The organism is Pseudomonas sp. MPB26 (assembly GCF_046605355.1).
GTDB lineage: Bacteria > Pseudomonadota > Gammaproteobacteria > Pseudomonadales > Pseudomonadaceae > Aquipseudomonas > Aquipseudomonas cedrina.
On sequence record NZ_CP176793.1, the window covers coordinates 2,309,677 to 2,336,482 of the forward strand.

General features: G+C 62.1%; 24 protein-coding genes and 1 pseudogene. 15 read left to right on the forward strand and 10 right to left on the reverse strand.

Annotation, left to right across the window (positions count from 1 at the left end):
* The first annotated feature begins 21 nt into the window (after window positions 1–21).
* Window positions 22–855: a thymidylate synthase gene (locus tag ACLH0H_RS10615; RefSeq protein WP_015886389.1), complete on the forward strand. Its 834-nt coding sequence runs from the start codon at window positions 22–24 to the stop codon at window positions 853–855.
* Window positions 856–1,008: 153 nt separating this feature from the next.
* On the opposite strand, the gene cadR is transcribed toward ACLH0H_RS10615, so the two are convergent.
* Complete coding sequence (cadR, locus tag ACLH0H_RS10620) at window positions 1,009–1,449, reverse strand: Cd(II)/Pb(II)-responsive transcriptional regulator (RefSeq protein WP_076951908.1); 441 nt, start codon at window positions 1,447–1,449, stop codon at window positions 1,009–1,011.
* Window positions 1,450–1,534: 85 nt separating this feature from the next.
* Between cadR and ACLH0H_RS10625 the strand changes: the two genes are divergently transcribed.
* The 7 genes from ACLH0H_RS10625 (at window position 1,535) to ACLH0H_RS10655 (ending at window position 10,538) form a co-directional block, all read left to right on the forward strand.
* Window positions 1,535–3,781, forward strand: a complete 2,247-nt coding sequence (locus ACLH0H_RS10625) for a heavy metal translocating P-type ATPase (RefSeq protein WP_411381962.1) — start codon at window positions 1,535–1,537, stop codon at window positions 3,779–3,781.
* A gap of 15 nt (window positions 3,782–3,796) precedes the next feature.
* Complete coding sequence (locus ACLH0H_RS10630; RefSeq protein ID WP_411381963.1) at window positions 3,797–4,660, forward strand: LysR family transcriptional regulator; 864 nt, start codon at window positions 3,797–3,799, stop codon at window positions 4,658–4,660.
* Window positions 4,661–4,906: 246 nt separating this feature from the next.
* Window positions 4,907–5,971, forward strand: coding sequence for a putative 2-aminoethylphosphonate ABC transporter ATP-binding protein (locus ACLH0H_RS10635; RefSeq protein ID WP_411381964.1), 1,065 nt, complete (start codon window positions 4,907–4,909; stop codon window positions 5,969–5,971).
* Window position 5,972: 1 nt separating this feature from the next.
* The gene (locus tag ACLH0H_RS10640) at window positions 5,973–7,685 is read left to right on the forward strand and encodes a putative 2-aminoethylphosphonate ABC transporter permease subunit (RefSeq protein ID WP_411381965.1); all 1,713 of its coding nucleotides are present in this window, start codon (window positions 5,973–5,975) and stop codon (window positions 7,683–7,685) included.
* Between the two features lie 21 nt (window positions 7,686–7,706).
* On the forward strand, window positions 7,707–8,726 hold the full coding sequence (locus tag ACLH0H_RS10645) for a putative 2-aminoethylphosphonate ABC transporter substrate-binding protein (protein WP_411381966.1): 1,020 nt from the start codon (window positions 7,707–7,709) through the stop codon (window positions 8,724–8,726).
* 124 nt (window positions 8,727–8,850) lie between these two features.
* Window positions 8,851–9,984 carry a TIGR03364 family FAD-dependent oxidoreductase gene (locus ACLH0H_RS10650; RefSeq protein WP_411381967.1) on the forward strand — a complete coding sequence of 378 codons (1,134 nt, stop codon included), beginning with the start codon at window positions 8,851–8,853 and terminating at the stop codon, window positions 9,982–9,984.
* Window positions 9,984–10,538 (forward strand): phosphonate degradation HD-domain oxygenase, encoded by a 555-nt coding sequence (locus ACLH0H_RS10655; RefSeq protein WP_411382399.1) that lies wholly within the window; start codon window positions 9,984–9,986, stop codon window positions 10,536–10,538. The genes ACLH0H_RS10650 and ACLH0H_RS10655 overlap by 1 nt, the downstream gene beginning before the upstream one ends.
* On the opposite strand, the gene ACLH0H_RS10660 is transcribed toward ACLH0H_RS10655, so the two are convergent.
* Both ACLH0H_RS10660 and ACLH0H_RS10665 read right to left on the reverse strand, forming a co-directional pair.
* Window positions 10,535–11,902, reverse strand: coding sequence for a DUF3482 domain-containing protein (locus tag ACLH0H_RS10660; protein WP_411381968.1), 1,368 nt, complete (start codon window positions 11,900–11,902; stop codon window positions 10,535–10,537). The two genes, ACLH0H_RS10655 and ACLH0H_RS10660, sit on opposite strands and share 4 nt — an antisense overlap.
* On the reverse strand, window positions 11,895–13,274 hold the full coding sequence (locus tag ACLH0H_RS10665; RefSeq protein WP_411381969.1) for a DUF2868 domain-containing protein: 1,380 nt from the start codon (window positions 13,272–13,274) through the stop codon (window positions 11,895–11,897). Before ACLH0H_RS10665 ends, ACLH0H_RS10660 begins: the two co-directional genes overlap by 8 nt.
* A 69-nt stretch (window positions 13,275–13,343) precedes the next feature.
* Here ACLH0H_RS10665 and ACLH0H_RS10670 point away from each other — a divergent pair, with 69 nt between their 5' ends.
* The 3 genes from ACLH0H_RS10670 to ACLH0H_RS10680 all read left to right on the forward strand — a co-directional run bounded on the left by ACLH0H_RS10670 (window position 13,344) and on the right by ACLH0H_RS10680 (window position 14,582).
* The gene (locus tag ACLH0H_RS10670; RefSeq protein ID WP_411381970.1) at window positions 13,344–13,856 is read left to right on the forward strand and encodes a dihydrofolate reductase; all 513 of its coding nucleotides are present in this window, start codon (window positions 13,344–13,346) and stop codon (window positions 13,854–13,856) included.
* A 209-nt stretch (window positions 13,857–14,065) separates the two neighbouring features.
* The gene (locus ACLH0H_RS10675; protein ID WP_003176725.1) at window positions 14,066–14,305 is read left to right on the forward strand and encodes a type II toxin-antitoxin system RelB/DinJ family antitoxin; all 240 of its coding nucleotides are present in this window, start codon (window positions 14,066–14,068) and stop codon (window positions 14,303–14,305) included.
* The gene (locus ACLH0H_RS10680; protein ID WP_411381971.1) at window positions 14,295–14,582 is read left to right on the forward strand and encodes a type II toxin-antitoxin system RelE family toxin; all 288 of its coding nucleotides are present in this window, start codon (window positions 14,295–14,297) and stop codon (window positions 14,580–14,582) included. Before ACLH0H_RS10675 ends, ACLH0H_RS10680 begins: the two co-directional genes overlap by 11 nt.
* Window positions 14,583–14,614: 32 nt before the next feature.
* On the opposite strand, the gene ACLH0H_RS10685 is transcribed toward ACLH0H_RS10680, so the two are convergent.
* On the reverse strand, window positions 14,615–16,006 hold the full coding sequence (locus ACLH0H_RS10685; RefSeq protein WP_411381972.1) for an L-cystine transporter: 1,392 nt from the start codon (window positions 16,004–16,006) through the stop codon (window positions 14,615–14,617).
* A gap of 241 nt (window positions 16,007–16,247) precedes the next feature.
* On the opposite strand from ACLH0H_RS10685, the gene ACLH0H_RS10690 reads away from it, so the two are divergent.
* Entirely contained in the window at window positions 16,248–17,306 is a 1,059-nt protein-coding gene (locus ACLH0H_RS10690) for a haloacid dehalogenase-like hydrolase (RefSeq protein WP_411381973.1), read from the forward strand.
* A 192-nt stretch (window positions 17,307–17,498) separates the two neighbouring features.
* Here the strand turns inward: ACLH0H_RS10690 and ilvD are convergent, their stop codons facing one another.
* Window positions 17,499–19,340, reverse strand: coding sequence for a dihydroxy-acid dehydratase (gene ilvD, locus ACLH0H_RS10695; RefSeq protein WP_411381974.1), 1,842 nt, complete (start codon window positions 19,338–19,340; stop codon window positions 17,499–17,501).
* Window positions 19,341–19,725: 385 nt separating this feature from the next.
* On the opposite strand from ilvD, the pseudogene ACLH0H_RS10700 reads away from it, so the two are divergent.
* Window positions 19,726–20,171: pseudogene (locus ACLH0H_RS10700) on the forward strand (REP-associated tyrosine transposase).
* Between the two features lie 105 nt (window positions 20,172–20,276).
* On the opposite strand, the gene ACLH0H_RS10705 reads toward ACLH0H_RS10700, so the two are convergent.
* Window positions 20,277–21,473 carry a class I SAM-dependent rRNA methyltransferase gene (locus tag ACLH0H_RS10705; protein ID WP_015886370.1) on the reverse strand — a complete coding sequence of 399 codons (1,197 nt, stop codon included), beginning with the start codon at window positions 21,471–21,473 and terminating at the stop codon, window positions 20,277–20,279.
* Window positions 21,474–21,768: 295 nt separating this feature from the next.
* On the opposite strand from ACLH0H_RS10705, the gene ACLH0H_RS10710 reads away from it, so the two are divergent.
* Window positions 21,769–22,581, forward strand: a complete 813-nt coding sequence (locus ACLH0H_RS10710; RefSeq protein ID WP_197678489.1) for an HDOD domain-containing protein — start codon at window positions 21,769–21,771, stop codon at window positions 22,579–22,581.
* 21 nt (window positions 22,582–22,602) lie between these two features.
* Window positions 22,603–23,415, forward strand: coding sequence for a bifunctional DNA-formamidopyrimidine glycosylase/DNA-(apurinic or apyrimidinic site) lyase (mutM, locus tag ACLH0H_RS10715; RefSeq protein WP_411381975.1), 813 nt, complete (start codon window positions 22,603–22,605; stop codon window positions 23,413–23,415).
* A gap of 134 nt (window positions 23,416–23,549) precedes the next feature.
* On the opposite strand, the gene ACLH0H_RS10720 is transcribed toward mutM, so the two are convergent.
* The 4 genes from ACLH0H_RS10720 to ACLH0H_RS10735 form a co-directional block, all read right to left on the reverse strand.
* Window positions 23,550–23,801, reverse strand: coding sequence for a YfhL family 4Fe-4S dicluster ferredoxin (locus ACLH0H_RS10720; protein WP_057723493.1), 252 nt, complete (start codon window positions 23,799–23,801; stop codon window positions 23,550–23,552).
* Window positions 23,802–23,903: 102 nt separating this feature from the next.
* Window positions 23,904–24,383: a pantetheine-phosphate adenylyltransferase gene (gene coaD / locus ACLH0H_RS10725; protein ID WP_049711086.1), complete on the reverse strand. Its 480-nt coding sequence runs from the start codon at window positions 24,381–24,383 to the stop codon at window positions 23,904–23,906.
* Between the two features lie 103 nt (window positions 24,384–24,486).
* On the reverse strand, window positions 24,487–26,082 hold the full coding sequence (locus ACLH0H_RS10730; RefSeq protein WP_411381976.1) for a GMC family oxidoreductase N-terminal domain-containing protein: 1,596 nt from the start codon (window positions 26,080–26,082) through the stop codon (window positions 24,487–24,489).
* A gap of 162 nt (window positions 26,083–26,244) precedes the next feature.
* On the reverse strand, window positions 26,245–26,790 hold the full coding sequence (locus ACLH0H_RS10735) for a twin-arginine translocation pathway signal protein (RefSeq protein WP_411381977.1): 546 nt from the start codon (window positions 26,788–26,790) through the stop codon (window positions 26,245–26,247).
* Window positions 26,791–26,806: the final 16 nt, after the last annotated feature.

A 26,806-nucleotide genomic window follows, 5' to 3' on the forward strand; every position in this document is an offset into this window, starting at 1 on the left:
GTCAACGATACGGGTACACACATGAAGCAATATCTCGAACTCCTGAACGACGTCGTGACCAACGGACTGACCAAGGGCGATCGCACCGGCACCGGCACCAAGGCCGTGTTCGCCCGTCAGTACCGGCATAACCTGGCCGACGGCTTCCCGCTGCTGACCACCAAGAAGCTTCACTTCAAAAGCATCGCTAATGAGCTGATCTGGATGTTGAGCGGCAACACCAATATCAAGTGGCTCAACGAAAACGGCGTAAAAATCTGGGATGAATGGGCCACCGAAGACGGCGACCTGGGCCCGGTGTACGGCGAGCAGTGGACTGCCTGGCCGACCAAGGACGGCGGCACGATCAACCAGATCGATTACATGGTGCACACGCTCAAGACCAATCCCAACAGCCGCCGCATCCTGTTCCACGGCTGGAACGTCGAGTACCTGCCGGACGAGACCAAGAGCCCGCAGGAAAACGCGCGCAACGGCAAGCAGGCCCTGCCGCCGTGCCATCTGCTATACCAGGCGTTCGTGCATGACGGTCATCTGTCGATGCAGCTGTACATCCGCAGCTCGGATGTGTTCCTCGGCTTGCCGTACAATACGGCCGCGCTGGCATTGCTCACCCACATGCTGGCCCAGCAATGCGACCTGATCCCCCACGAGATCATCGTCACCACCGGCGATACCCACGCTTACAGCAACCATATGGAACAGATCCGCACCCAACTGGCGCGTACGCCGAAGAAGCTGCCGGAACTGGTGATCAAGCGTAAGCCTGCGTCGATCTACGACTATAAGTTCGAAGACTTCGAGATCGTGGGCTACGACGCCGATCCAAGCATCAAGGCTGACGTGGCGATCTGAAGACTACCCCGGTGTAACTGTGGGAGCTGGCTTGTGTGGGAGCGGGCTTGCTCGCGAATGCGGTGGGTCAGTCGCTGGCGATGTCGACTGATCCCCCGCTTTCGCGAGCAAGCCCGCTCCCACATTTGAATTGGGTTTTCACCCCATTATCAGTCAGTGACCGTGGCTTCTTCCGACATGTGACGGCTCAGCCTCACTGGCCTGCACACTCCCGCTGACCTCCAGCCGCTGCAGAATCCCGCAATGATCCCCGCCACCACAGCGCTGGCGCAGGTCCAGCAATTGTTCCTGCAACGCCAGCAGCCCGTCGATCCGCGCTTTTACATGGTGGATATGCTCATCGATCAACGCATTCACGCTTTCGCACTGGTCCTGGGGGCTGTCGCGTAGCCCGAGCAGGCTGCGGATTTCTTCCAGGGTCATGTCCAGGCTGCGGCAGTTGCGGATGAAGATCAGCCGCTCGGTGTGTGCCTGGGTGTATACGCGGTAGTTGGCGTCGGTGCGCGCCGGCGGCGGCAGCAGGGCTTCCTTCTCGTAGTAACGGATGGTTTCCACCGGGCAGTCGGTGAGTTTGGCCAGTTCGCCGATCTTCATCGCAGCAATCTCCAAATGGGTGCTTGACCCTATAGTGGCTACAGGGTCTTTACTTGGCAACAGGCACCTTTACGGACGCGACCTGATGAGCGATTCGATCCACACCCCGCACAAACATGACCATGACCACGGCGAGAAGAAGCTGACGCCTGTGCGTAACCACGACCACGGCGGCTCGTGCTGCTCCAGCACCCCGGCTCCTGCGGTGGTGCAACTGAGCGAAGCGCCCACCGCCGGCGCACGCCTGAGCACGTTCCGCATCGAAGCCATGGACTGCCCCACCGAGCAGACGCTGATCCAGAACAAACTGGGCAAGCTCGCCGGCGTGCAGCAACTGGAATTCAACCTGATCAACCGCATCCTCGGCGTCACTCATGACTTGCCGAGCACCGCGCCGATCATCGACGCCATCAAATCCCTGGGCATGCAAGCCGATCCGCTTGAAGAGGGCGCGCCCGCCGCCGCGCCTGTCACCAAGAAACATTGGTGGCCGCTGGCGTTGTCTGGCGTTGGTGCACTGGGCGCCGAAGTGCTGCACTTCACCAACGCCGCACCCACCTGGGTGATCGCAGTCGTTGCGCTGGTGTCGATCTTCAGCGGCGGCCTCACCACCTATAAAAAGGGCTGGATTGCCCTGAAAAACCTCAACCTGAACATCAATGCCCTGATGAGCATCGCCGTGACCGGCGCGATCCTGATCGGCCAGTGGCCGGAAGCGGCCATGGTGATGTTCCTGTTCACCGTGGCCGAGTTGATCGAGGCCAAGTCCCTGGACCGTGCGCGCAACGCCATCAGCGGCTTGATGCAGATGACCCCGGAACAGGCCACAGTGCAACAGGCGGACGGTTCTTGGGTCGAAAAAGAGGTCAAAAACATTGATCTGGGAGCAATCGTGCGGGTAAGGCCCGGCGAACGCATCGGCCTGGACGGCGAAGTCACCGCTGGCCAATCCACCATTGACCAGGCGCCGATCACCGGTGAAAGCCTGCCGATTGAAAAGACCGTGGGCGATAAAGTCTTCGCCGGCACCATCAACCAGGCCGGCGCCTTGGAATATAAAGTCACCGCGGCAGCCAACAACTCCACCCTGGCGCGCATCATTCATGCCGTGGAACAGGCCCAGGGCGCGCGAGCGCCGACCCAGCGTTTCGTCGACAGTTTCTCCAGAATTTATACCCCGGCCGTGTTCCTGTTCGCATTGGGCGTGGCGCTGATTCCACCCCTGTTCATGGCGGGCGCCTGGTTCGACTGGATCTACCGCGCCCTGGTGCTGCTGGTGGTCGCATGCCCCTGTGCGCTGGTGATTTCCACCCCGGTGACCATCGTCAGCGGTCTGGCGGCGGCGGCGCGCAAAGGCATCCTGATCAAGGGCGGCGTGTACTTGGAGGGCGGTTACAAGCTCGACTACCTGGCCTTGGACAAGACCGGCACCCTCACCCACGGCAAGCCGGTGCAGACCGATTACCTGGCCTTGTTCCCGAATGTGCAGGACAGCGCGCCCGCCCTGGCCGCGAGCCTGGCCGGGCGCTCCGACCATCCGGTGTCCCTGGCCATCGCCAATGCGGCTGTGGATAAAAACCTGCCGAGCCACGTTGTGGATAACTTCGAGGCCCTGCCCGGACGCGGCGTACGCGGCGACATCAACGGCGAAACCTATCACTTGGGCAACCACCGCTTGGTGGAAGACCTGGGCCTGTGCTCGCCAGCGCTGGAAGAAAAACTCTTCGCCCTGGAAAAACAAGGCAAGTCCGTGGTGCTGCTGCTCGACAAGTCCGGCCCGCTGGCGCTGTTCGCCGTGGCCGACACGGTCAAGGACAGCAGCCGTGAAGCCATCCGGCAACTGCACGAACTGGGCATCAAGACCCTGATGCTCACTGGCGACAACACTCACACCGCCCAGGCCATCGCGGCTCAAGTCGGCATCGACCAGGCCCAGGGCGACTTGTTGCCCACCGACAAACTGCACGCCATCGAGGCCCTGTACAGTCAAGGCCGCCGCGTAGGCATGGTGGGTGACGGCATCAACGACGCCCCGGCGCTGGCCCGCGCCGAGATCGGCTTTGCCATGGCCGCCGCCGGTACCGACACCGCCATCGAGACCGCCGACGTCGCGCTGATGGACGATGATTTGCGCAAGATCCCGGCTTTCATTCGGCTCTCCCGGCAAACGTCGCGTATCCTCAAGCAGAACATCGCCTTGGCGCTGGTGATCAAGGCGATCTTCCTGGCAGTTACCTTCCTCGGCATGGCCACCATGTGGATGGCGGTGTTTGCCGACATGGGCGTGAGCCTGCTGGTGGTGTTCAATGGCCTGCGCTTGTTGCGCAAATGAGGATGAGAGGGTGGCGTGCTGAGTGCTGAGCTGAAGGCGTTTTTCATGGTCGCCCGCCTGGGCAGCATTACCCAGGCGGCGAAGAAACTCGGCCTGAGCCAGCCCACGGTCACCACCCAGATCCGCAACCTGGAAAGCCAGTACGGCGTGGAGCTGTTCTACCGAGGCGGTCGCCGCCTCACCGTCAGCGACGACGGTGCGCGCCTGCTGCCGATGGTCAAGGCGCTGCTGCAGCAGGAAGCGGATATCGAATTCTTCCTGCGCAACAATGGCCAGGTCCAGGGGGCATTGCGGATCGCCGCGACGGCGCCGTATTACATCCTTGACCTGGTCAAAGCCTTCCGCGAACGCCTGCCGCAGGTGGAGGTGTCGGTAGAGATCGGCAACTCCCAGCAGGTGCTCGAAGCACTGGATGACTACCGCGTCGATGTCGCCGCCTCGTCGCAACTGCTGGAAGACCCGCGCCTGGTTCGCCGCGTGTTGGGTACCGACCCGCTGGTATTGGCGGTGCATCGCAACCATCCCCTGGCCAAGCTCGATCATGTGCCGCTGAGCGCGCTCGCCGGGCATACGCTGTTGATGCGCGAAGTGGGCTCCACCACGCGACGCTTGACTGAAGACATGTTGAAAGATTCCGGTGTGAGCTTCGGCCCGCTGCTGGAAATCGGCAGCCGCGAGTCGATCCGCGAAGCGGTGCTGCGCAACATCGGGATCAGCATCATTGCGCGCCAGGAAGTGCCGCATGATCCACAGTTGCGGGTGTTGACCCTGGAGAACGCGCCGCAGATTCCGGAGTATTTGTACTGCCTCAAGGAAAGAAAAAGTGCGCGGCTGCCGGCGGCGTTTCTGGGGTTGGCGCAGGAAATGTCGCCGCTCTGATTTTTTGGCAGGCATTGAGGGCCTCTTCGCGAGCAAGCCCGCTCCCACAGTTGACCGAGTTGCCCTGAAGAAACCGGATCAAATGTGGGAGCGGGCTTGCTCGCGAAAGCGGTAGACCAGACAACCAGTCTCTATAGGTCCTACACAAATCCACCAATACCACTATCACCCCCTTTTGCCTTCCTGCCACAACAGCGACGCATTGCCTGCCTAGCATGGCCCTCATCCGTTTGATGAGGTGCCCCCATGAACACAGCCCTGACCCCACCCGGCGCGCCCATGAAGGTGCGCAGTATCCAGAAACGCTTCGGCGCGTTCACCGCGCTGGATAACGTGTCCCTGGACGTCGTCGCAGGCGAGCTGGTGTGCCTGCTGGGCCCGTCGGGTTGCGGCAAGACCACCTTGCTGCGCTGCATCGCCGGCCTGGAGCGCCAGGACAGCGGCGAACTTTACTTGGGCAGCCGCGACATTTCCCTGCTGCCGCCACAGGCGCGGGACTACGGCATTCTGTTCCAGTCCTACGCGTTGTTTCCCAACCTCACCGTCGAAGCAAACATCGCCTATGGCCTCACCGGCAGCGGCCGCGATGAAGTGCGCAAGCGCGTCGGGCAGATGCTTGAACTGGTCGGCCTGCTCGGCAGCGAAAAGAAATACCCCGGCCAACTGTCCGGCGGCCAGCAGCAACGCGTGGCCCTGGCCCGCGCGCTGGCGCCGGCACCCTCATTGCTGTTGCTGGATGAGCCGATGTCGGCCCTCGACGCCCGCGTGCGCGAACACCTGTGTACCGAGCTGCGCCAGCTGCAACGGCGCCTGGGCGTCACCACGCTGATGGTTACTCACAACCAGGACGAAGCCATGCTGATGGCCGACCGTATTGCCGTGATGAACAACGGCAGAGTCGAGCAATACGCCACACCCCAGGAGATCTACGACCGCCCGGCCACGCCGTTCGTGGCAGAGTTTGTCGGCCAGGGCAACTGGCTGCCGTTCAGCCGCAAAAGCGCCAGCCATGCCCAAGTCGGCGGAATGAACATGCGTCTGGCCAACGATGCCGGCGTGGCCACGTCCGGCCGTCTGTTTTGCCGCCCGGAAGCCATCAACGTCAACCCGCCGGTGCATGAAGAAAACCTGTTCCCGGCCAAGGTCCGTGAGATCACCTTTCTCGGCAATCGCTGCCGCATGAGCTTTGAGCTGGAGCAATTGCCCGGCCATCCATTGCTGGCCGAAGTGGCGCCGCACGCGTTGCCGCGCCTGGGCGCCCAGGACATCTGGGTCGCTTTACCGCCGAGCAGCCTGCAGGTGTTTGCCTGAGATGGCCGCTGTCATGACATTGCCCGTGCCACGCCAGGTGTCCCGTGCCGAGCTGGGTGATCGTATTTTCGTGGTCGGCGGCAAATGGCTGTGGCTGTGCCTGTTGGCGGTTGCGGTGTTGTTGCCATTGCTGGCGATCTTCTGGCGTGGTTTCAGCAGCGAAGCCGGGCAGGGCGGTGGCCTGGTCGCCGCGCAGGCATTGATCACCAGCGCCAACTTCCACTGGCTGTTGGGCAATAGCCTGAAAGTTTCCCTCAGCGTGGCGGCCATTGTCGTACCGCTGGCTTACCTGTTTGCCTACGCCCTGCAACGCACCTTGATTCCCGGCAAGGCGATCTGGCGCGGTCTGTCATTGCTGCCGCTGATGGCGCCGTCAATGTTGCCGGGCATTGCGCTGGTCTATCTGTTCGGCAACCAGGGCCTGTTGCGCGGGCTGCTCTCGGAGAATATCTACGGCTTCTGGGGCATTGTGCTGGGTGAGGTGATCTACACCTTCCCCCATGCCTTGATGATCCTGTTGTCGGCGCTGTCCCTGGCGGATGCGCGCCTGTTCGACGCCGCATCAAGCATGGGTGCCAGCCCGGCCCGGGCGTTTCGCAGCATTACTTGGCCCGCCACGCGCCAGGCGGTGTTCGCCGCGTTTTGCCTGGTATTCACCCTGACTATCACCGACTTCGGCGTGCCCGTGGTGGTGGGTGGCGATTATCAGGTGCTGGCGCTGGAAGCCTACAAGGCGGTGGTCGGCCAGCAGCAGTTCGGTCGCGGTGCCCTGATCGGCATGGTGTTGCTGCTGCCGGCGCTGTTCAGCTTTGGTGTGGATGCCTGGCTGCGCCGTCGTCAGGGCGATTCCATGAGCGGCCGCGCCCAGGTGTTCCAACCGGCGCCATCACGGGTAAGGGACGGCTGCTACCTGGCCATCGTGCTGCTGGTCTGCGCCGTGTTGCTGCTGGTGTTCGGCATGGCGGTGTATTCCTCACTGGTGAAATTCTGGCCGTATAACTTGTCGCTGTCGCTCAAGCATTACCAGTTCGAGGACACGGCGGGCGGCGGCTGGTTGGCTTACCGCAACAGCCTGACCCTGGCGTTGTGCACGGCGTTGATCGGCAGTGTGCTGATCTTCACCGGCGCCTATTTGATGGAAAAAACCAAGGGCCAGAAGGGCCTGAACCTGGCGCTGCGCCTGCTCACTTTTGTGCCGATGGCAGTGCCGGGGCTGGTGCTGGGTCTGGGCTACGTGTTCTTTTTCAACCTCAGCGGCAACCCGCTGCATGTGTTCTACGGGACCATGACCCTGCTGGTGGTGTGCACCATTGCGCACTATTTGACCACTGCGCAGATGACCGCGACCACCGCCTTGCGCCAGCTGGACGCCGAGTTCGAAGCCGCCGCGTTGTCTTTGAAAGCGCCGCTGTACCGCCACTATTTGCGCGTCACCGTGCCGATCTGCCTGCCGGCGCTGCTGGATATCCTGCGCTACCTGTTTGTGTCGGCGATGACCACCGTGTCCGCCGCGATTTTCCTCTACAGCCCCGACACCATCCTCGCCGCCGTCGCCGTGTTGAACATGGACGACGCCGGCAACGTGGGCGGCGCGGCGGCCATGTCCACCCTGATCCTGTTCACCTCAGCCAGCGTTTCGCTGCTGCTGGCGTGGGCCTCACGTGGCGCGCTGCGTCGCTCCCAAGCCTGGCGCCAGATCGCGCCCGGCCAATAAACATCCCGAAGGAGGTGCTCCATGTTCAAGCCCCTGGCGCTGGTCGCTGCCGTACTCACCGCATTCAGCCTGAATGCCTTCGCCAAGACCGAACTCACCGTGTACACGGCCCTTGAAGCCGAGCAACTGAAGACCTACAAAAAGGCCTTCGAACAGGCCAACCCGGATATCGAGATCAAATGGGTGCGCGACTCCACCGGCATCATTACCGCCAAGCTGCTGGCCGAAAAAGACCGCCCCCAGGCCGACGTAGTGTGGGGCCTGGCCGCCTCCAGCCTGGCGATCCTCGACCAGCAGGGCATGCTCGATAGCTACGCACCGAAGGACCTGGACAAGATCGGCAAGAATTATCGCGACGCCGCCAACCCGCCGGCCTGGGTCGGCATGGACGTATGGGCCGCGACCATCTGCTTCAACACCGTCGAGGCCGAAAAGCAGGGCCTGACCAAGCCCGTGAGCTGGCAAGACCTGACCAAGCCTGAGTACAAGGGCAAGATCGTCATGCCCAACCCGGCCTCGTCCGGCACCGGTTTCCTGGACGTCAGCGCCTGGCTGCAGACCTTTGGCGAGAAGCAGGGCTGGCAGTACATGGACGACCTGCACCAGAACATCGGCCAGTACGTTCACTCCGGTTCCAAACCGTGCAAGCTGGCGGCGTCGGGCGAGTTCCCCATCGGCATTTCCTTCGAGTACCCGGCCGTGCAGTTGAAACGCCAGGGCGCGCCATTGGACATCATCCTGCCCAAGGAAGGCCTGGGCTGGGACATCGAAGCCACCGCCGTAATCAAGGGCACGGCCCACGCCGATGCCGCGAAAAAACTCGCCGACTTCTCCGCCAGCCCCGCCGCGATGGACCTGTACAAGGACAACTTTGCCGTCCTCGCCCAGCCGGGTATCGCCAAGCCGCAGACCGAATTGCCGGCTGACTACGAACAGCGTCTGATCAAGAACGACTTTGCCTGGGCGTCGAAGAACCGCGACAGCATCCTCACCGAATGGCGCAAGCGCTATGACGGTAAGTCGGAGAAGGTCGGTCAGTAAGGTTTTCGTTAAGGCTGATGGCCTCTTCGCAGGCAAGCCAGCTCCCACATTTGAAGTGTTCGCAACTCAAAATGTGGGAGCTGGCTTGCCTGCGATGGCGGCCTCGAATTCAGGACATCACTTCATGACCCACCACAGCGACCTGCTGATCATAGGCGCCGGCATCCTCGGCTTGTCCCACGCCTACGCCGCCGCCAAACGCGGCCTCAAGGTCAAAGTCTTCGAACGCAGCGCCACACCGCTTGGCGCCTCGGTACGCAACTTCGGTCAGGCACTGGTGACCGGCCAACCACCGGGGCCGATGCTAGACCTGGCACGAGAAAGCCGTGACATCTGGGGCCATTGGGCCCAGGTCGCGGGCCTGCAGCTCAAGCGCAACGGTTCGTACCTGTTTGCCCGGACCGAAGCGGAAGAGCACTTACTGGAAGCTTTTTGCAGCGGTCGTGCGAAAGAACACGGCTACAACGTCGACCTGCTGCAAGGTCCGGCAATGAAGGCCCTGTATAGCGGCCAGTTCCGCCATCACCGCGCCGCGCTGCATGGCAAGGACGATCAGCAGCTGTATTCCCGCGAAGCTATCCCGGCGTTGATTAATTACCTGCGCACTGAGCTGAACGTCGAATTTCACTTCTCCACCCTGGTGCGCGACGTCGAACCGGGCCAGGTGCACAGCACGGCGGGAAGTTTTCGCGGCGGGCAGATCATCGTCTGCTCCGGCCACGACTATCAAACCCTCCTGGCTGAAGTGCTCGCGGAGCTCAAGCCGAGTGTCTGCCGCCTGCAAATGCTGCGCGCGCGGCCGGCGGTGAACCTGAACCTGCAACACGCCCTGCTCACCGGCCTGAGTTGCGTGCATTACGGCGCTTTTGCCGACCTGCCGGAAGCGGCGCAGGTACAGGCGCAGATCCTGCGTGAGGCACCGCACCTGCAGGAACACGGCATTCACCTGTTGATCAGCCCGACGCCCCATGGCGAGCTGATCATCGGCGACTCCCATGATTACGGCAGCGATGCGTCGCCCTTCAACGCCGAACAGGTCGATGACTGGATGATCGAACTGGCTGAGCAGACCCTCGGCTGCGCGGTTCAGGTGGTGGAGCGTTGGCAGGGTGTTTACGGCTCGCGCGGGCCGGGGCCGTTTTCGTTCCTGCGGGCAGCGCCCGGCGTGAGCGCGGCATTAATGCACACCGGCGTGGGCATGAGCGTAGGGCCGGCACTGGCCGAGCGAAACATCCGCGCTTTGTGGGGCACTGCATGATGAACCCGGAACAGGCGATTGCCGACGTCTTCGGCTTGTACGAGCGGCACGGCGCGGCCGATTACATCGGCGAGCCGGTGTCGCAGATCGAACACATGTCCCAAGCTGCGCAGTTGGCCATGGCCGAGGGCGTTGATGACGAAGTGATACTGGCGGCGTTTTTTCACGACATCGGGCATTTATGCGGGCAGGGCGGCGAAAACATGGGCGGTTACGGCGTGGTCAGCCATGAGCGTCTGGGCGCGGATTATTTGCGTCATGCAGGGTTCAGCGAACGCCTGGCCAGACTGGTGGAGTACCACGTGCAGGCCAAGCGCTACCTCACCTTCAGCCAGCCGGACTACTACGCTCGCCTGAGCGAAGCCAGCCGTCGCACCCTGGCTTATCAAGGCGCAGTGATGAGCGCCGAAGAGGCTCGGGCCTTCGAACAGGACCCGCTCTATGCGGTCAGCTTGCGCCTGCGCCATTGGGACGAGCAGGCGAAGGAGATGCACGTGCCTGTGCTCGACCTTGAACTGCTCAAGGCCAAGGCTCGGCAGGTGCTGGCGGCTTAGGTTTCGTCCAGGCGCCGGGCCAGGGCTTCGACCTGTTCCTGACGCTCGGCCTGGCTCAGCTTGGCGTGAGGGTTGAGGGACGACCATTGCGGATGGGCGCGGGCTTTGTGCAAGGCATCGGGCAACTTGCCTTCGCGCCAGGTCTTGTCCTGGGGCGTGTCGACCTTGATGCTGTGCATCGCCGCATGCCCGCGCAGATTCAGGGCCTTGAGCAACTGGCGTTGGCGCAGGGCGAGCAGGCGCAAAACGCTGTCGTCGACGGTCAGTTCGCGCTGGCCCTTGATCTTGCCCAGCAGGCGCCCGCCGTAGCTGCGCGCGGTTTGCAGCGCGCCACCGGCAATCGCGCCGGCCAGGGCAGCGGCGCCCAGGGTCAGCCCACCCACCAGTAAGTCCACGCCGGCACCCGCCGCCGCGCCAGCGGCGATCCCGCCACCGACGCGCACGCCAAGCTGCTTGAGGGTTTCGGGGTTGAACAGGTCATCGCCCCAGCGCCCGTCCAACAGCGGCAAGTCACTGGCGGCGGCGTCCTGGGGGCGGAAGCCGAACAGCTTGAGCAGCGCTTCGACACACTTTTGTTCACGTTGGCGCACGGCTTTGCGCAGGTCGCCGATGGCTTGCGGTTCATCTTCGGTGACCACGCTGCGTCGGCATGCGGCGCAGTCGATCAGCAGTTCCGCGATCAGCCGTGCAGCGCTTTGCTGACGGGCCTGGCGCTGCGCTTCTTGGTCCAGAATCAAGCGCTCCAATTGCGGCCGCGCAGTTTCCAGCAGCAGCGCGAGGCTTTCATACAGCCGCCGCTCGCCGTCTTCCGGCGGCGCCACGCTGTCGAAGCGCACCAGCGCATGCAGGCCCAGGCGCGCCAGGGCTTCGCGCCAGTCGGGCTCGCGGTGGTCGTTGCTGCTGACGAAGTTGAGCACCGGCAGCAACGGCTTGCCGCAGCTGGCCAGCACTTGCAGCTCATCGCGGTACTTGGCCAGCACCGGCTCGCGGGCGTCGATCACGTACAGCCCCGCGTCGGACGCCAGCAGTTGGCGCAGCACCTTGGCTTCCTGTTCGAAACGCTGGCGTGCTTCGCTGCCCTCGAGGAAGCGCGCCAGGCGAGCCGGACCGTCGAGGCGTTCGCCGGGGCGGTCGAGGCGCTCCAGATAATCGAGCAGGGCGATGGCGTCTTCCAGGCCGGGCGTGTCGTACAGCTCCAATAAGGCTTCGCCCTCCACCGATAACCGCGCGCCTTCGACATGCCGCGTGGTGCTGGGGCGATGGGACACCTCGCCGAAGCCGACATCACGGGTCAGCGTGCGCAACAGCGAAGTCTTGCCCACATTAGTGTGGCCGACCACGGCGAGCTTCAGCGGTTTAGTCATGACCGGTCTCCAGCCAGTTCAGCGGCGCGCAATCGGCGAAGGGCAGTTCCAGTTGTTGCAGCGCGGCGTGCCAATCGCCCAGCCTCTCGGCGTCCAGCGCCTGGCCCGGCGGCGCTTGCAGCAGCCATACGCGGGTGGCGGTGGCGCTGCGCGCGAGTTCGGCGATCAGCGCCAGGCTGCCGCGATCCGGCGAGCGGCGCGGGTCGCAGGCGATGGCCAGGCGCGCGGGCGGGAAGCGCGTCAGTTGTTCCAGCAGTGTGTGGCGTGATTCGCGGCTGTCCAGGATGCCGGCGTTTTTTACGCCGGCGGGCAGTTTGGGCGGCCAGGTGTGCTGGTCGTCCAGTTCGATGGCGACCACCAGGGCGCCGTCGCTTTCCAGTTCGTTGACGCCACCGCTGACCTGATGCAGTTGTTGCGGCGCGGCATCGTTGACGCCCAGGCGTTCACTGCTCGGCATCAGGCGTTCGCGCAGTTGGCTGTAGCCGGGCAGGTTCAGGTCCAGGCGCAGGGCGGCGCGCCCGCGTTTCCAGCGCCACAGGCACAGCAGGGCGAGGATCAGGCGCGGCAGCACGCCATACACCAGCAGCACGCCGACCAACCAGGCGGCCCATGCCTGGCGGGCGCTCTCGATGTTCAGCGCGGAATCGCCGCTGGCGCGGATCATGTCGACGGTCGGCACGTTCAAGCCCAGCAACGCCGGCAGGGTGCCGAGCGCCTGGGTCACGGCGACGAAGGTGTCGGCGCCAAGAATGGTGGTTTCCCACACGAAGCCGTAGCGGCGGGTAGCAAGCAGCGTAAGAAGAATCACCATGGCGCTGAGCAGCGCCAGCAGCCACAAGCTGTTGACCAGCACGCCCACCGCCCAGCGATTGAGTTTTTGGCGCTGCAACAGCAGTAACAGCGCCGGGGCCAGTTGCGCGGCCTTGGCGTCACGCGCGAGTTTTTCGCTGAGCCACAGCCACAGGCGCCCGAGGCTGGCGCTGTGTTCGCCGGCAAACAGCAGGCCCAGGGCCCAACTGATCAACAGGAGCAGATTCAAACCGAGCAGGCTGCCCAAGGCCCAGAACACGTTCACTGGCGTCAGGCCATTGCCCATCGCGGCAAAGGCCAGTCCGGCGCCGCTGATCAGCGCGACGATCGCCAGCAGCACCAGCGCCAGGCGCGCGCCTTGCAGCCAGCGGGTGAGGGCGCCTGTCAGCCCGTCGCGCTCGGCCAGGTGCAGGGCGCGGTGCTGGATGCGCGTGGGCAAGTCACCGCCGGCCGTGCGGGCCAGGCGGTTGGCTTCCAGGTCTTCAAGGGGCCCGGCGTGCTCTTCACGCAGGCGCACGGTTTCTGTCAGCCAGAGTGTGTGCAAGGGAGTCAGTGCAGTCACGCGCCTTCCTGTTGAGTCAATGAGGTTGGAGCATAACCGCTGGGTCGTGGCTCTGGTATTCTCGTCACCATGAAAAAAACTCTCCCTCTCAGCCTGATCGCAGCCCTCGGTGAAAACCGCGTGATCGGCGTCGACAACAGCATGCCCTGGCATTTGCCGGGGGATTTCAAATATTTCAAGGCCACCACGCTCGGCAAGCCGATCATCATGGGGCGCAAGACCTGGGATTCCCTGGGCCGAGCGTTGCCGGGGCGCTTGAACCTGGTGGTCAGCCGTCAGACCGACCTGGTGCTGGAAGGTGCGCAAGTTTTTCCGTCACTGGATGCGGCCGTGCAGCGCGCCGAGGCCTGGGCGTTGGAGCAGGGCGTGGACGAGTTGATGTTGATCGGCGGTGCGCAGTTGTATGCGCAGGGGCTGGAACACGCGGATCGCCTGTATTTGACGCGGGTCGCGTTGAGCCCGGAAGGGGATGCGTGGTTTCCCGAGTTTGATCGGAGCCAGTGGAAGCTGGTTTCAAATCTGGAGAACCCAGCTGAAGGCGATAAGCCAGCGTACAACTTCGAAGTGTGGGAACGCGGCTAAGATCGTCCCCACGCTCCGCGTGGGAACGCCTCTTGGGACGCTCCGCGTCCCGCTCTCAAGAGCGGACGCAGAGCGTCCAGGGCTGCATTACCACGCGGAGCGTGGGAACGATCATAAAAGGCCTGACTGGCACCCGATTAGTCAGGCTTGCAAAAGGAACCTTTATGCGCCACTGTAATGACCAATGTCTTTACAGTGAGGGCTGCCCAATGGCCTCTATCAACGTACGTATCGACGACGACCTTAAGGCTCGTGCTTATCACGAGTTGGAAAAGCTCGGCGTCACCCCATCGGAATTAATGCGTCAAGCCTTGCAGTATGTGGCAGAACGCGGCCAGTTACCGTTCAAGCCTGTTCTCATGACCGAAGACGATGAGGCATTGTTGGCAACAGTTCGGGAACGGCTGTCTGCGCCTCAACGGGTGAAGGTCTCCCTGGATGACCTATGAACTTGATTTCGATGCACGTGCTTTAAAGGAATGGCACAAACTCGGCGATACCGTTCGCCAACAGTTTAAAAAGAAGCTGGCCGAGGTTTTGATCAATCCACGCATCGAAGCCAGCCGTCTGCACGGTTTGCCCGATTGCTACAAGATCAAGCTTCGCAGCAGCGGTTACCGGTTGGTGTATCAAGTGATTGAACAGGAGATCACGGTATTTATCGTTGCCGTCGACAAGCGTGAGCGTGAAGAAGCTTACCGAAAGGCTGGTGATCGATTGAGCTAGCAGGGAGCAAAGGTCCCTGCTGGCTGATTTCGTCAGGCCTGCGCTAATTCGGCATGCTCATCGGCATCCAGCAACGCTTTATCCGTCTGCCCCATGACCTGGCTGGTAATCGCCCCGGCCGTCATCGAGCCGTTGACGTTCAACGCTGTGCGGCCCATGTCGATCAGCGGCTCTACGGAAATCAGCAGGGCCACCAGCGACACCGGCAGGCCCATGGCCGGCAGCACGATCAACGCAGCGAAGGTTGCGCCGCCGCCCACGCCGGCAACGCCTGCCGAACTCAGGGTCACTATCGCCACCAGGGTCGCGATCCACAGCGGGTCCAGCGGGTTGATGCCCACCGTCGGGGCGACCATCACTGCCAACATCGCAGGGTACAGACCGGCGCAGCCGTTCTGGCCAATCGTAGCGCCAAACGAGGCGGCAAACCCGGCGATGGATTGCGGGATGCCCAGGCGGCGGGTCTGCGCTTCGATGCTCAGCGGGATCGCCGCCGCGCTGGAGCGGCTGGTGAAAGCAAAGGTCAGCACCGGCCACACCTTGCGGAAAAAGCGCAGCGGGTTGATCCCGGCCAGGGACAGAAGCAGGCCGTGCACCATGAACATCAGGCCCAGGGCCAGGTAAGACACCACCACAAAACTGCCGAGCTTGATGATGTCCTGCAGGTTGGAGCCGGCGACAACTTTGGTCATCAGCGCCAGCACACCGTAGGGCGTCAGCTTCATCACCAGGCGCACCAGGCGCATCACCCAGGCTTGCAGGGTGTCGATGGCGTTAAGGACTTTCTGGCCTTTTTCCACGTCATCCTTGAGCAGTTGCAGCGCGGCAACTCCCAGGAAGGCAGCGAAAATCACCACGCTGATGATCGAGGTCGGCTTGGCGCGCGCCAGGTCGGCGAACGGGTTGGCCGGCACGAACGACAGCAGCAGTTGCGGGACATTCAGGTTGGCCACCTTGCCGGCGTAATCGCTCTGGATCACTTGCAGGCGCGCCATTTCCTGAGTACCGGCTACCAGGCCCTCGGCCGTAAGGCCGAACAGGTTGGTCAGGGCGATGCCGATCAGCGCCGCGATGGCGGTGGTGAACAGCAGCGTGCCGATGGTCAGGAAGCTGATCTTGCCCAGTGACGAGGCGTTATGCAGGCGCGCCACGGCACTGAGGATCGAGGCGAACACCAGCGGAATCACGATCATCTGCAGCAGTTGGACGTAGCCGTTACCCACCAGGTCGAACCAGCCGATGGAGGCTTTGAGCACCGGATGGCCGTCGCCGTAGATCGTGTGCAGAATCGCACCGAACACCACGCCCAGGACGAGGGCGAATAGCACCTTCTTGGCCAGGCTCCAGTTCGTGCGACGGGTTTGTGCCAAGCCCAGCAACAGGGCCACGAACACCAATAAGTTGAGAATCAGGGGCAGATTCATTGAAGCTCCGTTGAGAGGGCAGCCAATCGCGTGGGCCTGCGATTGCGAACCGGGGAGCCTAACATCTTGAAATATAATGATTTAATACCAATATGGAATGGCGACTGTCGTTTTTGGAATAAGCATTTGGCGCTCAGGCACATGCCGCTGGCGCGATCACGACGCAAGCGGTCGCGCTGGGGCGGTAACTGTCACAGGGATTTGTTAGCGTCGGTGTCTTTCACTCAGGGAGACAACGCCTATGAAGCTCGTGCCGAAACTACTCGCCGCCGCACTTTGCCTGGGACTCGCCAGCCAGGCGTTCGCCGCCACCGAGTTGAAACATTGGCCCGCGCCTGCCGCCAAGCAACTGAACGAAATGATCGCCGCCAACGCCAACAAGGGTAACTTTGCGGTGTTCGACATGGACAACACCAGCTACCGCTACGACCTGGAAGAGTCGCTGTTGCCCTACATGGAAAACAAAGGCCTGATCACCCGCGACAGCCTTGACCCGTCGCTCAAGCTGATGCCGTTCAAAGACACCGCCGACCATAAGGAGAGCCTGTTCAGTTACTACTATCGCCTCTGCGAAGTGGACGACATGGTCTGCTACCCGTGGGTCGCCCAAGTATTCTCGGGTTTTACGCTCAAGGAGCTCAAGGTGCAGGTCGATGAGCTGATGGCGTCCGGCAAGCCCGTGCCGGTCAGCTACTTCGAAGGCGACGTGGTGAAAAAGTCTGAGGTGCAACCGCCAAAAGTCTTCACCGGCCAGGCCGAGCTGTACAACAAGCTGATGGAAAATGGCATCGAGGTGTACGTGATGACCGCGGCCTCGGAAGAGCTGGTGCGCATGGTCGCCGCCGATCCGAAGTATGGCTACAACGTCAAGCCCCAGAACGTGATTGGCGTGACCACCTTACTCAAGGACCGCAAGACCGGCGAGCTGACCACCGCGCGTAAACAGATCACCGCCGGCAAGTATGACGAGCAGGCCAACCTCGGTCTGGAACTCACGCCCTACCTATGGACTCCGGCGACCTGGATGGCCGGCAAGCACGCGGCGATCCTGACCTACATCGATGAATGGAAAAAACCGGTACTGGTCGGTGGCGATACCCCGACCAGCGATGGCTACATGCTGTTTCACGATGTGGACGTGGCCAAAGGCGGCATCCATTTGTGGATCAACCGCAAGGATAAATACATGACGCAGCTTAACGGCATGATCGCCAAGCACGCGGCGGCGCAGGCCAAGGAAGGGCTGGCGGTGACGGCGGATAAGAACTGGGTGATCGTCAAGCCAGAGGAGATCCAGTAACCACGGATGTACCCCGTTAAAATGTGGGAGCGGGCTTGATCGCGAATGCTGAGTGTCAGTCACCATAAATATCGACTGACCCACCGCTTTCGCGAGCAAGCCCGCTCCCACATTGGATTTCCATTATCTTGGAAATTTTGAGCAGGCAAAAAAAATGCCCCGCACCAGGCGGGGCATTTTTATGGGCGACGTTTACAGGCCGTCCAGCATCGACTTGTTACGCACAGCGCCTTTATCGGCACTGGTCGCCAACAGCGCATAAGCTTTCAGCGCGGTCGTCACTTTACGCGGACGTTTTTCAACCGGCTTCCAACCCTTCTTATCCTGCTCGACCCGGCGTGCCGCCAGTTCTTCATCGCTGATCAACAGGTTGATCGAGCGGTTCGGAATGTCGATCAGTACCTTGTCGCCATCCTGCACCAGGCCAATCGCGCCGCCGGCAGCGGCTTCCGGCGAAGCGTGGCCGATGGACAGGCCCGAGGTGCCGCCGGAGAAACGGCCGTCGGTCAGCAGCGCGCAGGCTTTGCCCAGGCCTTTGGACTTCAGGTAGGACGTGGGGTAGAGCATCTCCTGCATACCCGGGCCGCCTTTGGGGCCTTCGTAGCGGATGATCACGATGTCGCCTTCTTTGACTTCGTCGGCGAGGATGCCGCGTACCGAGCTGTCCTGGCTTTCGTAGATCTTGGCGCGGCCTTCGAAGACATGGATGGACTCATCCACACCGGCGGTTTTGACCACGCAGCCGTCGAGGGCGATGTTGCCGTACAGCACGGCCAGGCCGCCTTCCTGGGAGTAGGCGTGCTCGACACTGCGGATGCAGCCGTTTTCACGGTCGTCGTCCAGGGTGTCCCAACGGGTCGACTGGCTGAATGCCGTCTGGGTCGGGATGCCGGCCGGGCCTGCCTTGAAGAAGGTGTGCACGGCTTCGTCGTCAGTCTGGGTGATGTCCCACTTGGCGATGCCTTCGGCGAGGGACGTGCTGTGCACGGTCGGCAGGTCGGTGTGCAACAGGCCGCCACGGGCCAGGGAACCGAGGATCGAGAAGATCCCGCCGGCGCGGTGCACGTCTTCCATGTGGTACTTCTGGATGTTTGGCGCGACCTTGCACAGTTGCGGCACATGACGGGACAGGCGGTCGATGTCGCGCAGGTCGAAATCGATCTCGGCTTCCTGGGCCGCGGCGAGCAAGTGCAGGATGGTGTTGGTGGAACCGCCCATGGCGATGTCCAGGGTCATGGCGTTTTCGAACGCCTTGAAGTTGGCGATGTTGCGCGGCAGTACCGAGTCATCGTTCTCGGTGTAGTAACGCTTGCACAGCTCGACGATGGTGCGGCCAGCCTGCAGGAACAGCTGTTCGCGGTCGCTGTGGGTCGCCAGTGTCGAACCGTTGCCCGGCAAGGCCAGGCCCAGGGCTTCCACCAGGCAGTTCATCGAGTTGGCGGTGAACATGCCGGAGCACGAGCCGCACGTCGGGCAAGCGCTGCGCTCGTATTCCGCGACTTTCTCGTCAGACGCGCTGGAATCGGCGGCGATCACCATGGCGTCGACCAGGTCGAGGCCGTGGGAGGCCAGCTTGGTTTTGCCGGCTTCCATCGGGCCGCCGGAGACGAAGATCACCGGGATGTTCAGGCGCAGGGCGGCCATTAGCATGCCGGGGGTGATCTTGTCGCAGTTGGAAATGCACACGATGGCGTCGGCGCAGTGGGCGTTGACCATGTACTCCACGGAGTCGGCGATGATCTCGCGGCTCGGCAGGGAATACAGCATGCCGTCATGGCCCATGGCGATGCCGTCATCCACGGCGATGGTGTTGAACTCCTTGGCCACGCCGCCGGCGCGTTCGATCTCGCGGGCGACCAGTTGGCCCAGGTCCTTGAGGTGGACGTGGCCGGGTACGAACTGGGTGAACGAGTTGGCAATCGCGATGATCGGCTTCTTGAAGTCGTCATCCTTCATCCCCGTGGCGCGCCACAATGCGCGCGCGCCGGCCATGTTGCGGCCGTGGGTGGATGTTTTCGAGCGGTAATCAGGCATTGGAGCACTCCGGGCGGCTAATCAAGTACTAAAGGGGAGTGAGCTTCTAATTGACGACTGGAACACTCGAAAAATGGCCGTGTGTCCGGAAGTTGCCACTCGCATCGCGGGATCGCCGCTTGCTTGGGCCTCGAGCTCATAAACCCGCCGGGGGATGACTGGCGATGAATAGGGCCGATTCTACACCGTCTTCCTGTAGGAGCGAGCTTGCTCGCGAAAAACGTATAGACGGCGCGTGTTACCGATAGTACTGCGTTATCGTTGGCGATCTTCGCGAGTAAGCTCGCTCCTACAAGGTCCCAGAAATATCTCGACTACTGTTTAAACGTCACTAAACGTTGGAGGCTCCTACCGTTTCTCTTCAACCACAGAAGAGGACGAAGGAATGTCCACCCAGCAAAATGCGCATCGATTGCGTACAGGACGCTATTCAGAATCGGGCCGTATTTACTTGCTGACGGCTGTAACACATCAACGGCAACTCATCTTTCAAGATTGGCGCATCGGTCGCTTGCTTGTCCGCGAGTTCAGAAGGGCTCAGGAAGACGGCGAGGCTGGGTGGTCATGCCCGACCACTTCCACTGGCTGGTGGAGTTGCATAACGGCGATTTGCCCAGACTCATGCAAATAACCAAATCGCGAAGTGCGCGTGCCATCAACCAGGCAAGGCAGTCCTTCGGAACGCTTTGGCAAAAGGGCTACTTCGACCGAGCGCTGCGTCGGGAGGATGATATGAAGGCCATGGCTCGCTACATTGTTGCCAATCCTCTGCGAGCGGGTTTGGTCGAGCATATCGGCCAGTACCCACTGTGGGACGCGATCTGGTTGTAGGAGCGAGCTTGCTCGCGAAGAATGCACAGACGACTCGGATTTACCTGACAGCGCTGCGTTATGGTTGGCGATCTTCGCGAGCAAGCTCGCTCCTACAACGTAGTCTTAGCTATTAGGCAGCAACCGGCACGTAATGCTCTTGATATAGCGCGTCTCGACAATCGCCGGATGCACCGGATGATCCGGACCCTGGCCGCCGCGCTCCAGCATCTGGATATTGCGATCCAGGTGGCGGGCGCTGGTCAGCAGGATGTTTTGCAGGTCGTCTTCCGGCAGGTGCATGGAGCACGAAGCGCTGACGAGGATGCCGTCCTTGCTGAGCAGGCGCATGGCTTGCTCGTTGAGGCGGCGGTAGGCGCCTTCGCCGTTCTTCATGTCTTTCTTGCGTTTGATGAAGGCCGGTGGGTCGGCGACGATCACGTCGAAGCGTTCTTCGCTGGCTTTGAGCTCCTTGAGGGCTTCGAACACGTCGCCTTCGATGCAAGTCATCTTCTCGGCCACGCCGTTCAGCGCGGCGTTGCGCTCCACGCCATCGAGGGCAAAGGCGGAGGCGTCGACGCAAAACACTTCACTGGCGCCGAAAGCGGCGGCTTGCACGCCCCAGCCGCCGATGTAGCTGTACAGGTCAAGCACGCGCTTGCCTTTGGCATACGGGGCCAGGCGGGCGCGGTTCATGCGGTGGTCGTAGAACCAGCCGGTTTTCTGGCCCTGGATCACCGGCGCTTCGAATTTCACGCCGTTTTCTTCCAGCGCGACCCACTCCGGCACCAGGCCGAATACGGTTTCGACGTAGCGGTTGAGGCCTTCGGCGTCGCGCGCGGCGGAGTCGTTCTTGAACAGGATGCCGCTCGGCTTGAGCACTTGGGTCAGCGCGGCGATCACGTCTTCCTTGTGGGCTTCCATGGTCGCCGAGGCGATCTGAACCACCAGGATATCGCCGAAACGGTCGACCACCAGGCCTGGCAACAGGTCGGAATCGCCGTAGACCAGGCGGTAGAACGGCTTGTCGAACAGGCGGTCACGCAAGGACAGGGCGACGTTGAGGCGGTGCACCAGCAGCGACTTGTCCAGCGGCAGCTTGATGTCGCGCGACAGCAGGCGGGCGCAGATCAGGTTGTTCGGGCTCATGGCCACGATGCCCAGGGTCTTGCCGCCGGCCGCTTCCAGGATAGCCTGGTCGCCTGCCTGGAAGCCGTGAAGCGGGGTGGCCGCCACGTCGATTTCGTTGCTGTAGACCCACAGGTGGCCGTTGCGCAAACGACGATCGGCATTGGCTTTGAGGCGCAGGCTTGGCAGGGACATGACGTCGCTCCGGAAAAAAGAGCGGGATTATAGCGCGTTGTGTAGGAATTGGCGGCGCCGCCGGACATGTGGGAGCGGGCTTGCTCGCGAAAGCGGTGTATCAGCGACATATGTATCGACTGACACTCTGCATTCGCGAGCAAGCCCGCTCCCACATGGGGTCGCGTTTCAATCAGGTATTTGGATGCCTACCCAGTCGTCATACGAGGTAGAATCCCCGCCTAGCCCAGAGTATCTACCTATGTCCCCAGAGCTTTCAGCCGAACAGATCCAACAGGCCCTGCAAGGCATCAGCGTGCCGCCCCAACCGCAAATCATGGTGGATTTGCAGATGGAGCAGTACATGCCCGATCCGGACCTGGAAGTCATCGCGCGGTTGATCTCCCAGGATCCCGGCCTTTCCGGCGCATTGCTGAAGATCGTCAACTCGTCCTACTACGGGCTGAGCAACAAGATCGCCTCGATCCAGCGGGCAGTTAACTTGCTGGGCAGCCGCTCGATCATCAACCTGATCAACGCCCTGTCGATCAAGGGTGAGATGAGCGACGACACCATCGTCACGCTCAACCGCTTCTGGGACACCGCCCAGGATGTGGCCATGACTTGCCTCACCCTTGCCAAGCGCACCGGCGCCCAGGCGGTGGACGAGGCCTATGCATTGGGCCTGTTCCACGATTGCGGCGTGCCGCTCATGCTCAAGCGCTTTCCCGACTACATGGCGGTGCTGGAACAGGCCTATGCCAGTGCAGGCCCCGACTGCCGCGTAGTGGACACCGAGAACAACGCGTTCAACACCAATCATGCCGTGGTGGGTTATTACACCGCCAAGTCCTGGCGCCTGCCGGAGCATGTGACCGATGCCATCGCCAACCATCACAACGCCCTGGCGATTTTCAGCGATGAGTCGTCGCGCAACCCGCAGCTCAAGAACCTGCTGGCGATCCTGAAAATGGCTGAGCACATTTGCTCCTCGTACAGGGTGCTGGGCAACCAGTCCGTCGATCACGAGTGGAACGCCGTCGGCCATCTGGTGCTGGACTACGTGGGCCTGTCGGACTACGACTTCGAGAGCATGAAGTTGTCGATCCGCGAACTGGGCGCGCGCTGACCCATCCCTCACGAGGTACACATGCCTGAGTTACCCGAAGTCGAAACCACCCGGCGCGGTATTGCACCGCACCTGGAAGGCCAGCGCGTCAGCCGTGTGGTGGTGCGTGAACGACGCCTGCGCTGGCCGATCCCGGACGACCTGGATGCGCGCCTGTCCGGGCAGCGCATCGTGCTGGTGGAGCGGCGGGCCAAGTACCTGCTGATCAATGCCGAAGTGGGCACCCTGATCAGCCACTTGGGCATGTCGGGCAACCTGCGCCTGGTTGAGGCCGGCATGCCGGCGGCCAAACATGAACATGTGGATATCGAACTCGAATCCGGTCTGGCGCTGCGTTACACCGACCCTCGGCGTTTCGGCGCAATGCTGTGGAGCCAGGACCCGCACAACCACGCCCTGCTGATCCGCCTGGGGCCGGAGCCGCTGACTGACCTGTTTGACGGCGAGCGCTTGTTCCAGTTGTCCCGTGGGCGGTCGATGGCGGTGAAGCCGTTCGTCATGGACAACGCGGTGGTGGTGGGCGTGGGCAATATCTATGCGACCGAGGCGTTGTTCGCAGCAGGGATTGATCCGCGTCGCGAGGCCGGCGGAATTTCGCGGGCTCGTTACTTGAAGCTGGCGATCGAGATCAAGCGCATCCTGGCCGCGGCTATCGAGCGCGGTGGCACCACGTTGCGTGACTTTATCGGTGGCGACGGGCAGCCGGGGTATTTCCAGCAGGAACTGTTCGTCTATGGTCGGGTGGGTGAGGCGTGCAAGGTCTGCGGGACCGAATTGCGCAATGTGGTGCTGGGGCAGCGGGCGAGTGTGTTTTGCCCCAGGTGTCAGCGCTGACCACTGTGTGAGGGCTGCTATCGCTTTCGCGAGCAAGCCCGCTCCCACATGTTGACCGCATTCTCATATTGGAACTCGGTCAACTGTGGGAGCGGGCTTGCTCGCGAAGAGGCCCTTGCAGGCGCCGAAGAACCTCAAGCCTTACCGGTAATTTTCCGGTACTTCTCCATCAACTGCTCTTCGGTCTCCGGACGGGCTTCGTCCAACGGAATGCAATCCACCGGGCACACCTGCTGGCACTGGGGCTCGTCATAATGGCCGACACACTGGGTGCACAGGTTGGGGTCGATCACGTAGATCTCTTCGCCTTGTGAAATCGCGGCGTTCGGGCACTCGGGTTCGCAGACGTCGCAATTGATGCAATCGTCGGTGATGATCAGGGACATGGAAACTCCTGCCAGGGCAGTCAGCCAAGGCATCTGAAAACTAATGCGCGCAATTGTGCCGCATTGGCGCCCGCAGCGCGAGCAGGCGCCGATCGAGCGGTCTTACTTCTTGAAGCGCAAGGTCAGCGCGTCCGCCACGGCCGGATGCACGAACTTGGTGATATCTCCGCCCAAAGCGGCGATTTCGCGAACCAACGTCGAGGAAATGAACGAATAACGCTCCGACGGCGTGAGGAACAGGCTTTCGACGTCCGGCGCCAGTTGGCGGTTCATGTTGGCCAGCTGGAATTCGTATTCGAAGTCCGACACCGCACGCAGGCCGCGCAGGAACACATTGGCGTTCTGCTCTTTGGCGAAATGCGCCAGCAGCGTGGCAAAACCCACCACTTCCACGTTGGGCAGGTGTTTGGTGACCTCACGCGCCAGCTCCACGCGCTGTTCCAGGGGAAACAGCGGGTTTTTCTTGGGGCTGGCCGCGACCGCGATGATCACATGGTCGAACAAGCGAGAAGCACGTTCGACCAGATCGCCATGGCCTTTGGTAATCGGGTCGAAGGTTCCTGGGTACAACACTCGGTTCATCGCGTCGTCCTGGCGGAGTCCGTTGGGGAACCGGATGGTATCGCAGCCACCCCGGTCGGCCAAGTCGACTTATGTAGATACCTACGCCGAATTATGGGTTTTTTCATGCCGTTTTCAGACGTTCGGCCAATGCTGTCGCCAGTTGGGCGCACATTCCATACACCGATAATTGCGGGTTGGCGCCAATGCTGGTGGGGAAGAGCGAGCCGTCGTGGATCGACAGGTTGCGCAACTGGTGATGGCGACCGAGGCTGTCGGCCACTGCGTTTTTCGGGTCTTCGCCCATGGCGCAACCGCCCATCACATGGGCGCTGCCCAGGCAGGTGCGGTGCAGCTCCAGGTTCAGGCCGTCGATCAGGCTGCGCGCTTCGGCCAGGGTTTTCACGTAGCGCGCATCATGGTGCAGCGGCTTGACCGACTTGGCGCCCGCCGCGAACTGGATCTCGGCCATGCTCCGGAACGCACGGCGCAGTCCATCCCAGGCATAGTCCGACACTGGGTAGTCGAGCACCGGCGTGCCGTCGCCGCGCAGCTCCACGCTGCCGCCCGGGCTGTCGGGGTGAAAGCCGTCGCGCAGCAGTGCCAGCATCGCGTGGGTATTGGGCAGTTGGCTCATGTCCAGGGCATTCTGGTCGCCGTAGCCACCGAGCAAGGTACTGGCCAGCGCAGGGTGCAAGGGCGGGGCTTCCAGTTTGTATGACATTTTCCCGGTGGTGCCGTCCTGCCACTGGAAATGGTCGGAATAGATCGATTGCGGCGCGCCGTAGAACGGGTTGATGACCTCATCGAACAACCCGGCAGAGAAATTCACCAAGTGCAGAAAGGTGCGCTTGCCCAGCCGCGAGTGCGGGTCCGGCGCGTTCGAGCGCATCAGCAACGCGGGGCTGTTGATACCGCCGCCCGAGAGCACGTAGTGCTTGGCGGTGACCGTGATCTTGCGCCCGGTCGGCGCCACGCACAGGTTGTCCATGGCCACGCATTCCAGGCGGCTGATGGTGTCGCCGCTGTAGACGAGGCGTTCGGCGCGCGCCAGATAGAGCAGTTCACCGCCTTTTTCCAGGGTGGACGGGATGGTGGTCACCAGCATCGATTGCTTGGCGTTGACCGGGCAGCCCATGCCGCAGTAACCCAGGTTGAAACAGCCGCGCACGTTGCGCGGGATCACATGCCAGCTGTAACCGAGCTTTTCGCAGCCTTTGCGGATCACATCGTTATTGGCGTTGGGCGGCAGGGCCCAGGGCGCGATGCCCAGGCGCTGCTCCATTTTTTCGAACCAGGGCGCCATTTCCGTGCTGCTGTGCCCCTTTACCGCGTATTCGCTGGCCCAGTGGGCGAGGGTAGCGTCGGGGGTGCGAAAGCTCGACGTCCAGTTGATCAACGTAGTGCCGCCCACCGCTCGGCCCTGCAGAATAGTAATCGCGCCATCCTTGCTCATGCGGCCGATACCTTCCTGGTACAGGCTGGTGTAGGCCTCGTCTTCCAGCAGCTTGAAATCACTGCTGGTCTTGAGCGGGCCTTCTTCGATCAGCAGCACCTTATAGCCCGCTGCACTGAGGATTTCAGCGGTGGTGCCGCCGCCCGCGCCGCTGCCGATAATGACCACATCGGCTTGCAGGGTCAGGTCGTTGTCGAGGGCGGCGCCATTGTGGGTTTTCCAGCCACGGGCCATGCCGTCGCGGAACAGATCGGGTACGGGCATAAAAGTGCGCTCTTGTTGTTATAGATGTCAGTGGCTACGTAGTTGCGGCCCAAATGTGGGAGCGGGCTTGCTCGCGAAAGCGGTGTATCAGTGAAGAATTTATTGGCTGACCCAGCGCTTTCGCGAGCAAGCCCGCTCCCACATATGAATGAATTATCAATTTCAGATTTTCGGCGGCCCGGGATAGCCGCAATGGGCCCACGCCGCCGGCTGGAAGTACCAGGCCATGATCACCAGCTTGAGCAGCGAGCCCTGGCCCATGCGCAGCAGGTTCAGGTAGCTGTTTTCCCAGCGGTGCAGGAAGTTTCGAATCTGCTCGCTGCTGGCGTTTTCCCAACTACCCCAGATCCCGGTCAGCGGCCCACGAGTGATGCCCATGCCGAGCACATCGAACAACTGCTGGGTGAGCTTGAACATTTCCGGGGACAGGCGTTGAAGGCTGAAATCGAGCTTTTTAAGCGTGTCTTCAATCCCGTTGGCGATGTCCTGGGCGCTGGCCGCGCCTTCGAGCAATACCGGGATTACCGCGCGCAGGAACGGCAGGTCGCTGCTGCGCAACAAGGCAAAGCCGCTCGCCGGGGTGCTGCTGGAGCAGCCGCTGAGGCTGGCGCCAAGCCCGGCGGTGGCCAGGAAGGCGCTGGCGCACAGGCCGATTTTCAAGACGCCGCGGCGCGACAGTGTGGGTGTTTCAGTCAGGCTGGGGTTCATTGTTATTGTTATCCCG

Coding starts and splice junctions, on each gene's coding strand:
- ACLH0H_RS10635 (WP_411381964.1), top strand. CDS start 4,907: ATGAACACAGCCCTGACCCCACCCGGCGCGCCCATGAAGGTGCGCAGT.
- ACLH0H_RS10625 (WP_411381962.1), top strand. CDS start 1,535: ATGAGCGATTCGATCCACACCCCGCACAAACATGACCATGACCACGGC.
- ACLH0H_RS10730 (WP_411381976.1), bottom strand. CDS start 26,082: ATGCCCGTACCCGATCTGTTCCGCGACGGCATGGCCCGTGGCTGGAAA.
- ACLH0H_RS10685 (WP_411381972.1), bottom strand. CDS start 16,006: ATGAATCTGCCCCTGATTCTCAACTTATTGGTGTTCGTGGCCCTGTTG.
- ACLH0H_RS10640 (WP_411381965.1), top strand. CDS start 5,973: ATGGCCGCTGTCATGACATTGCCCGTGCCACGCCAGGTGTCCCGTGCC.
- ilvD (WP_411381974.1), bottom strand. CDS start 19,340: ATGCCTGATTACCGCTCGAAAACATCCACCCACGGCCGCAACATGGCC.
- ACLH0H_RS10615 (WP_015886389.1), top strand. CDS start 22: ATGAAGCAATATCTCGAACTCCTGAACGACGTCGTGACCAACGGACTG.
- ACLH0H_RS10735 (WP_411381977.1), bottom strand. CDS start 26,790: ATGAACCCCAGCCTGACTGAAACACCCACACTGTCGCGCCGCGGCGTC.
- ACLH0H_RS10650 (WP_411381967.1), top strand. CDS start 8,851: ATGACCCACCACAGCGACCTGCTGATCATAGGCGCCGGCATCCTCGGC.
- ACLH0H_RS10645 (WP_411381966.1), top strand. CDS start 7,707: ATGTTCAAGCCCCTGGCGCTGGTCGCTGCCGTACTCACCGCATTCAGC.
- ACLH0H_RS10720 (WP_057723493.1), bottom strand. CDS start 23,801: ATGTCCCTGATCATCACCGACGATTGCATCAATTGCGACGTCTGCGAA.
- mutM (WP_411381975.1), top strand. CDS start 22,603: ATGCCTGAGTTACCCGAAGTCGAAACCACCCGGCGCGGTATTGCACCG.
- ACLH0H_RS10690 (WP_411381973.1), top strand. CDS start 16,248: ATGAAGCTCGTGCCGAAACTACTCGCCGCCGCACTTTGCCTGGGACTC.
- coaD (WP_049711086.1), bottom strand. CDS start 24,383: ATGAACCGAGTGTTGTACCCAGGAACCTTCGACCCGATTACCAAAGGC.
- ACLH0H_RS10675 (WP_003176725.1), top strand. CDS start 14,066: ATGGCCTCTATCAACGTACGTATCGACGACGACCTTAAGGCTCGTGCT.
- ACLH0H_RS10655 (WP_411382399.1), top strand. CDS start 9,984: ATGAACCCGGAACAGGCGATTGCCGACGTCTTCGGCTTGTACGAGCGG.
- ACLH0H_RS10705 (WP_015886370.1), bottom strand. CDS start 21,473: ATGTCCCTGCCAAGCCTGCGCCTCAAAGCCAATGCCGATCGTCGTTTG.
- ACLH0H_RS10680 (WP_411381971.1), top strand. CDS start 14,295: ATGACCTATGAACTTGATTTCGATGCACGTGCTTTAAAGGAATGGCAC.
- cadR (WP_076951908.1), bottom strand. CDS start 1,449: ATGAAGATCGGCGAACTGGCCAAACTCACCGACTGCCCGGTGGAAACC.
- ACLH0H_RS10660 (WP_411381968.1), bottom strand. CDS start 11,902: ATGACTAAACCGCTGAAGCTCGCCGTGGTCGGCCACACTAATGTGGGC.
- ACLH0H_RS10670 (WP_411381970.1), top strand. CDS start 13,344: ATGAAAAAAACTCTCCCTCTCAGCCTGATCGCAGCCCTCGGTGAAAAC.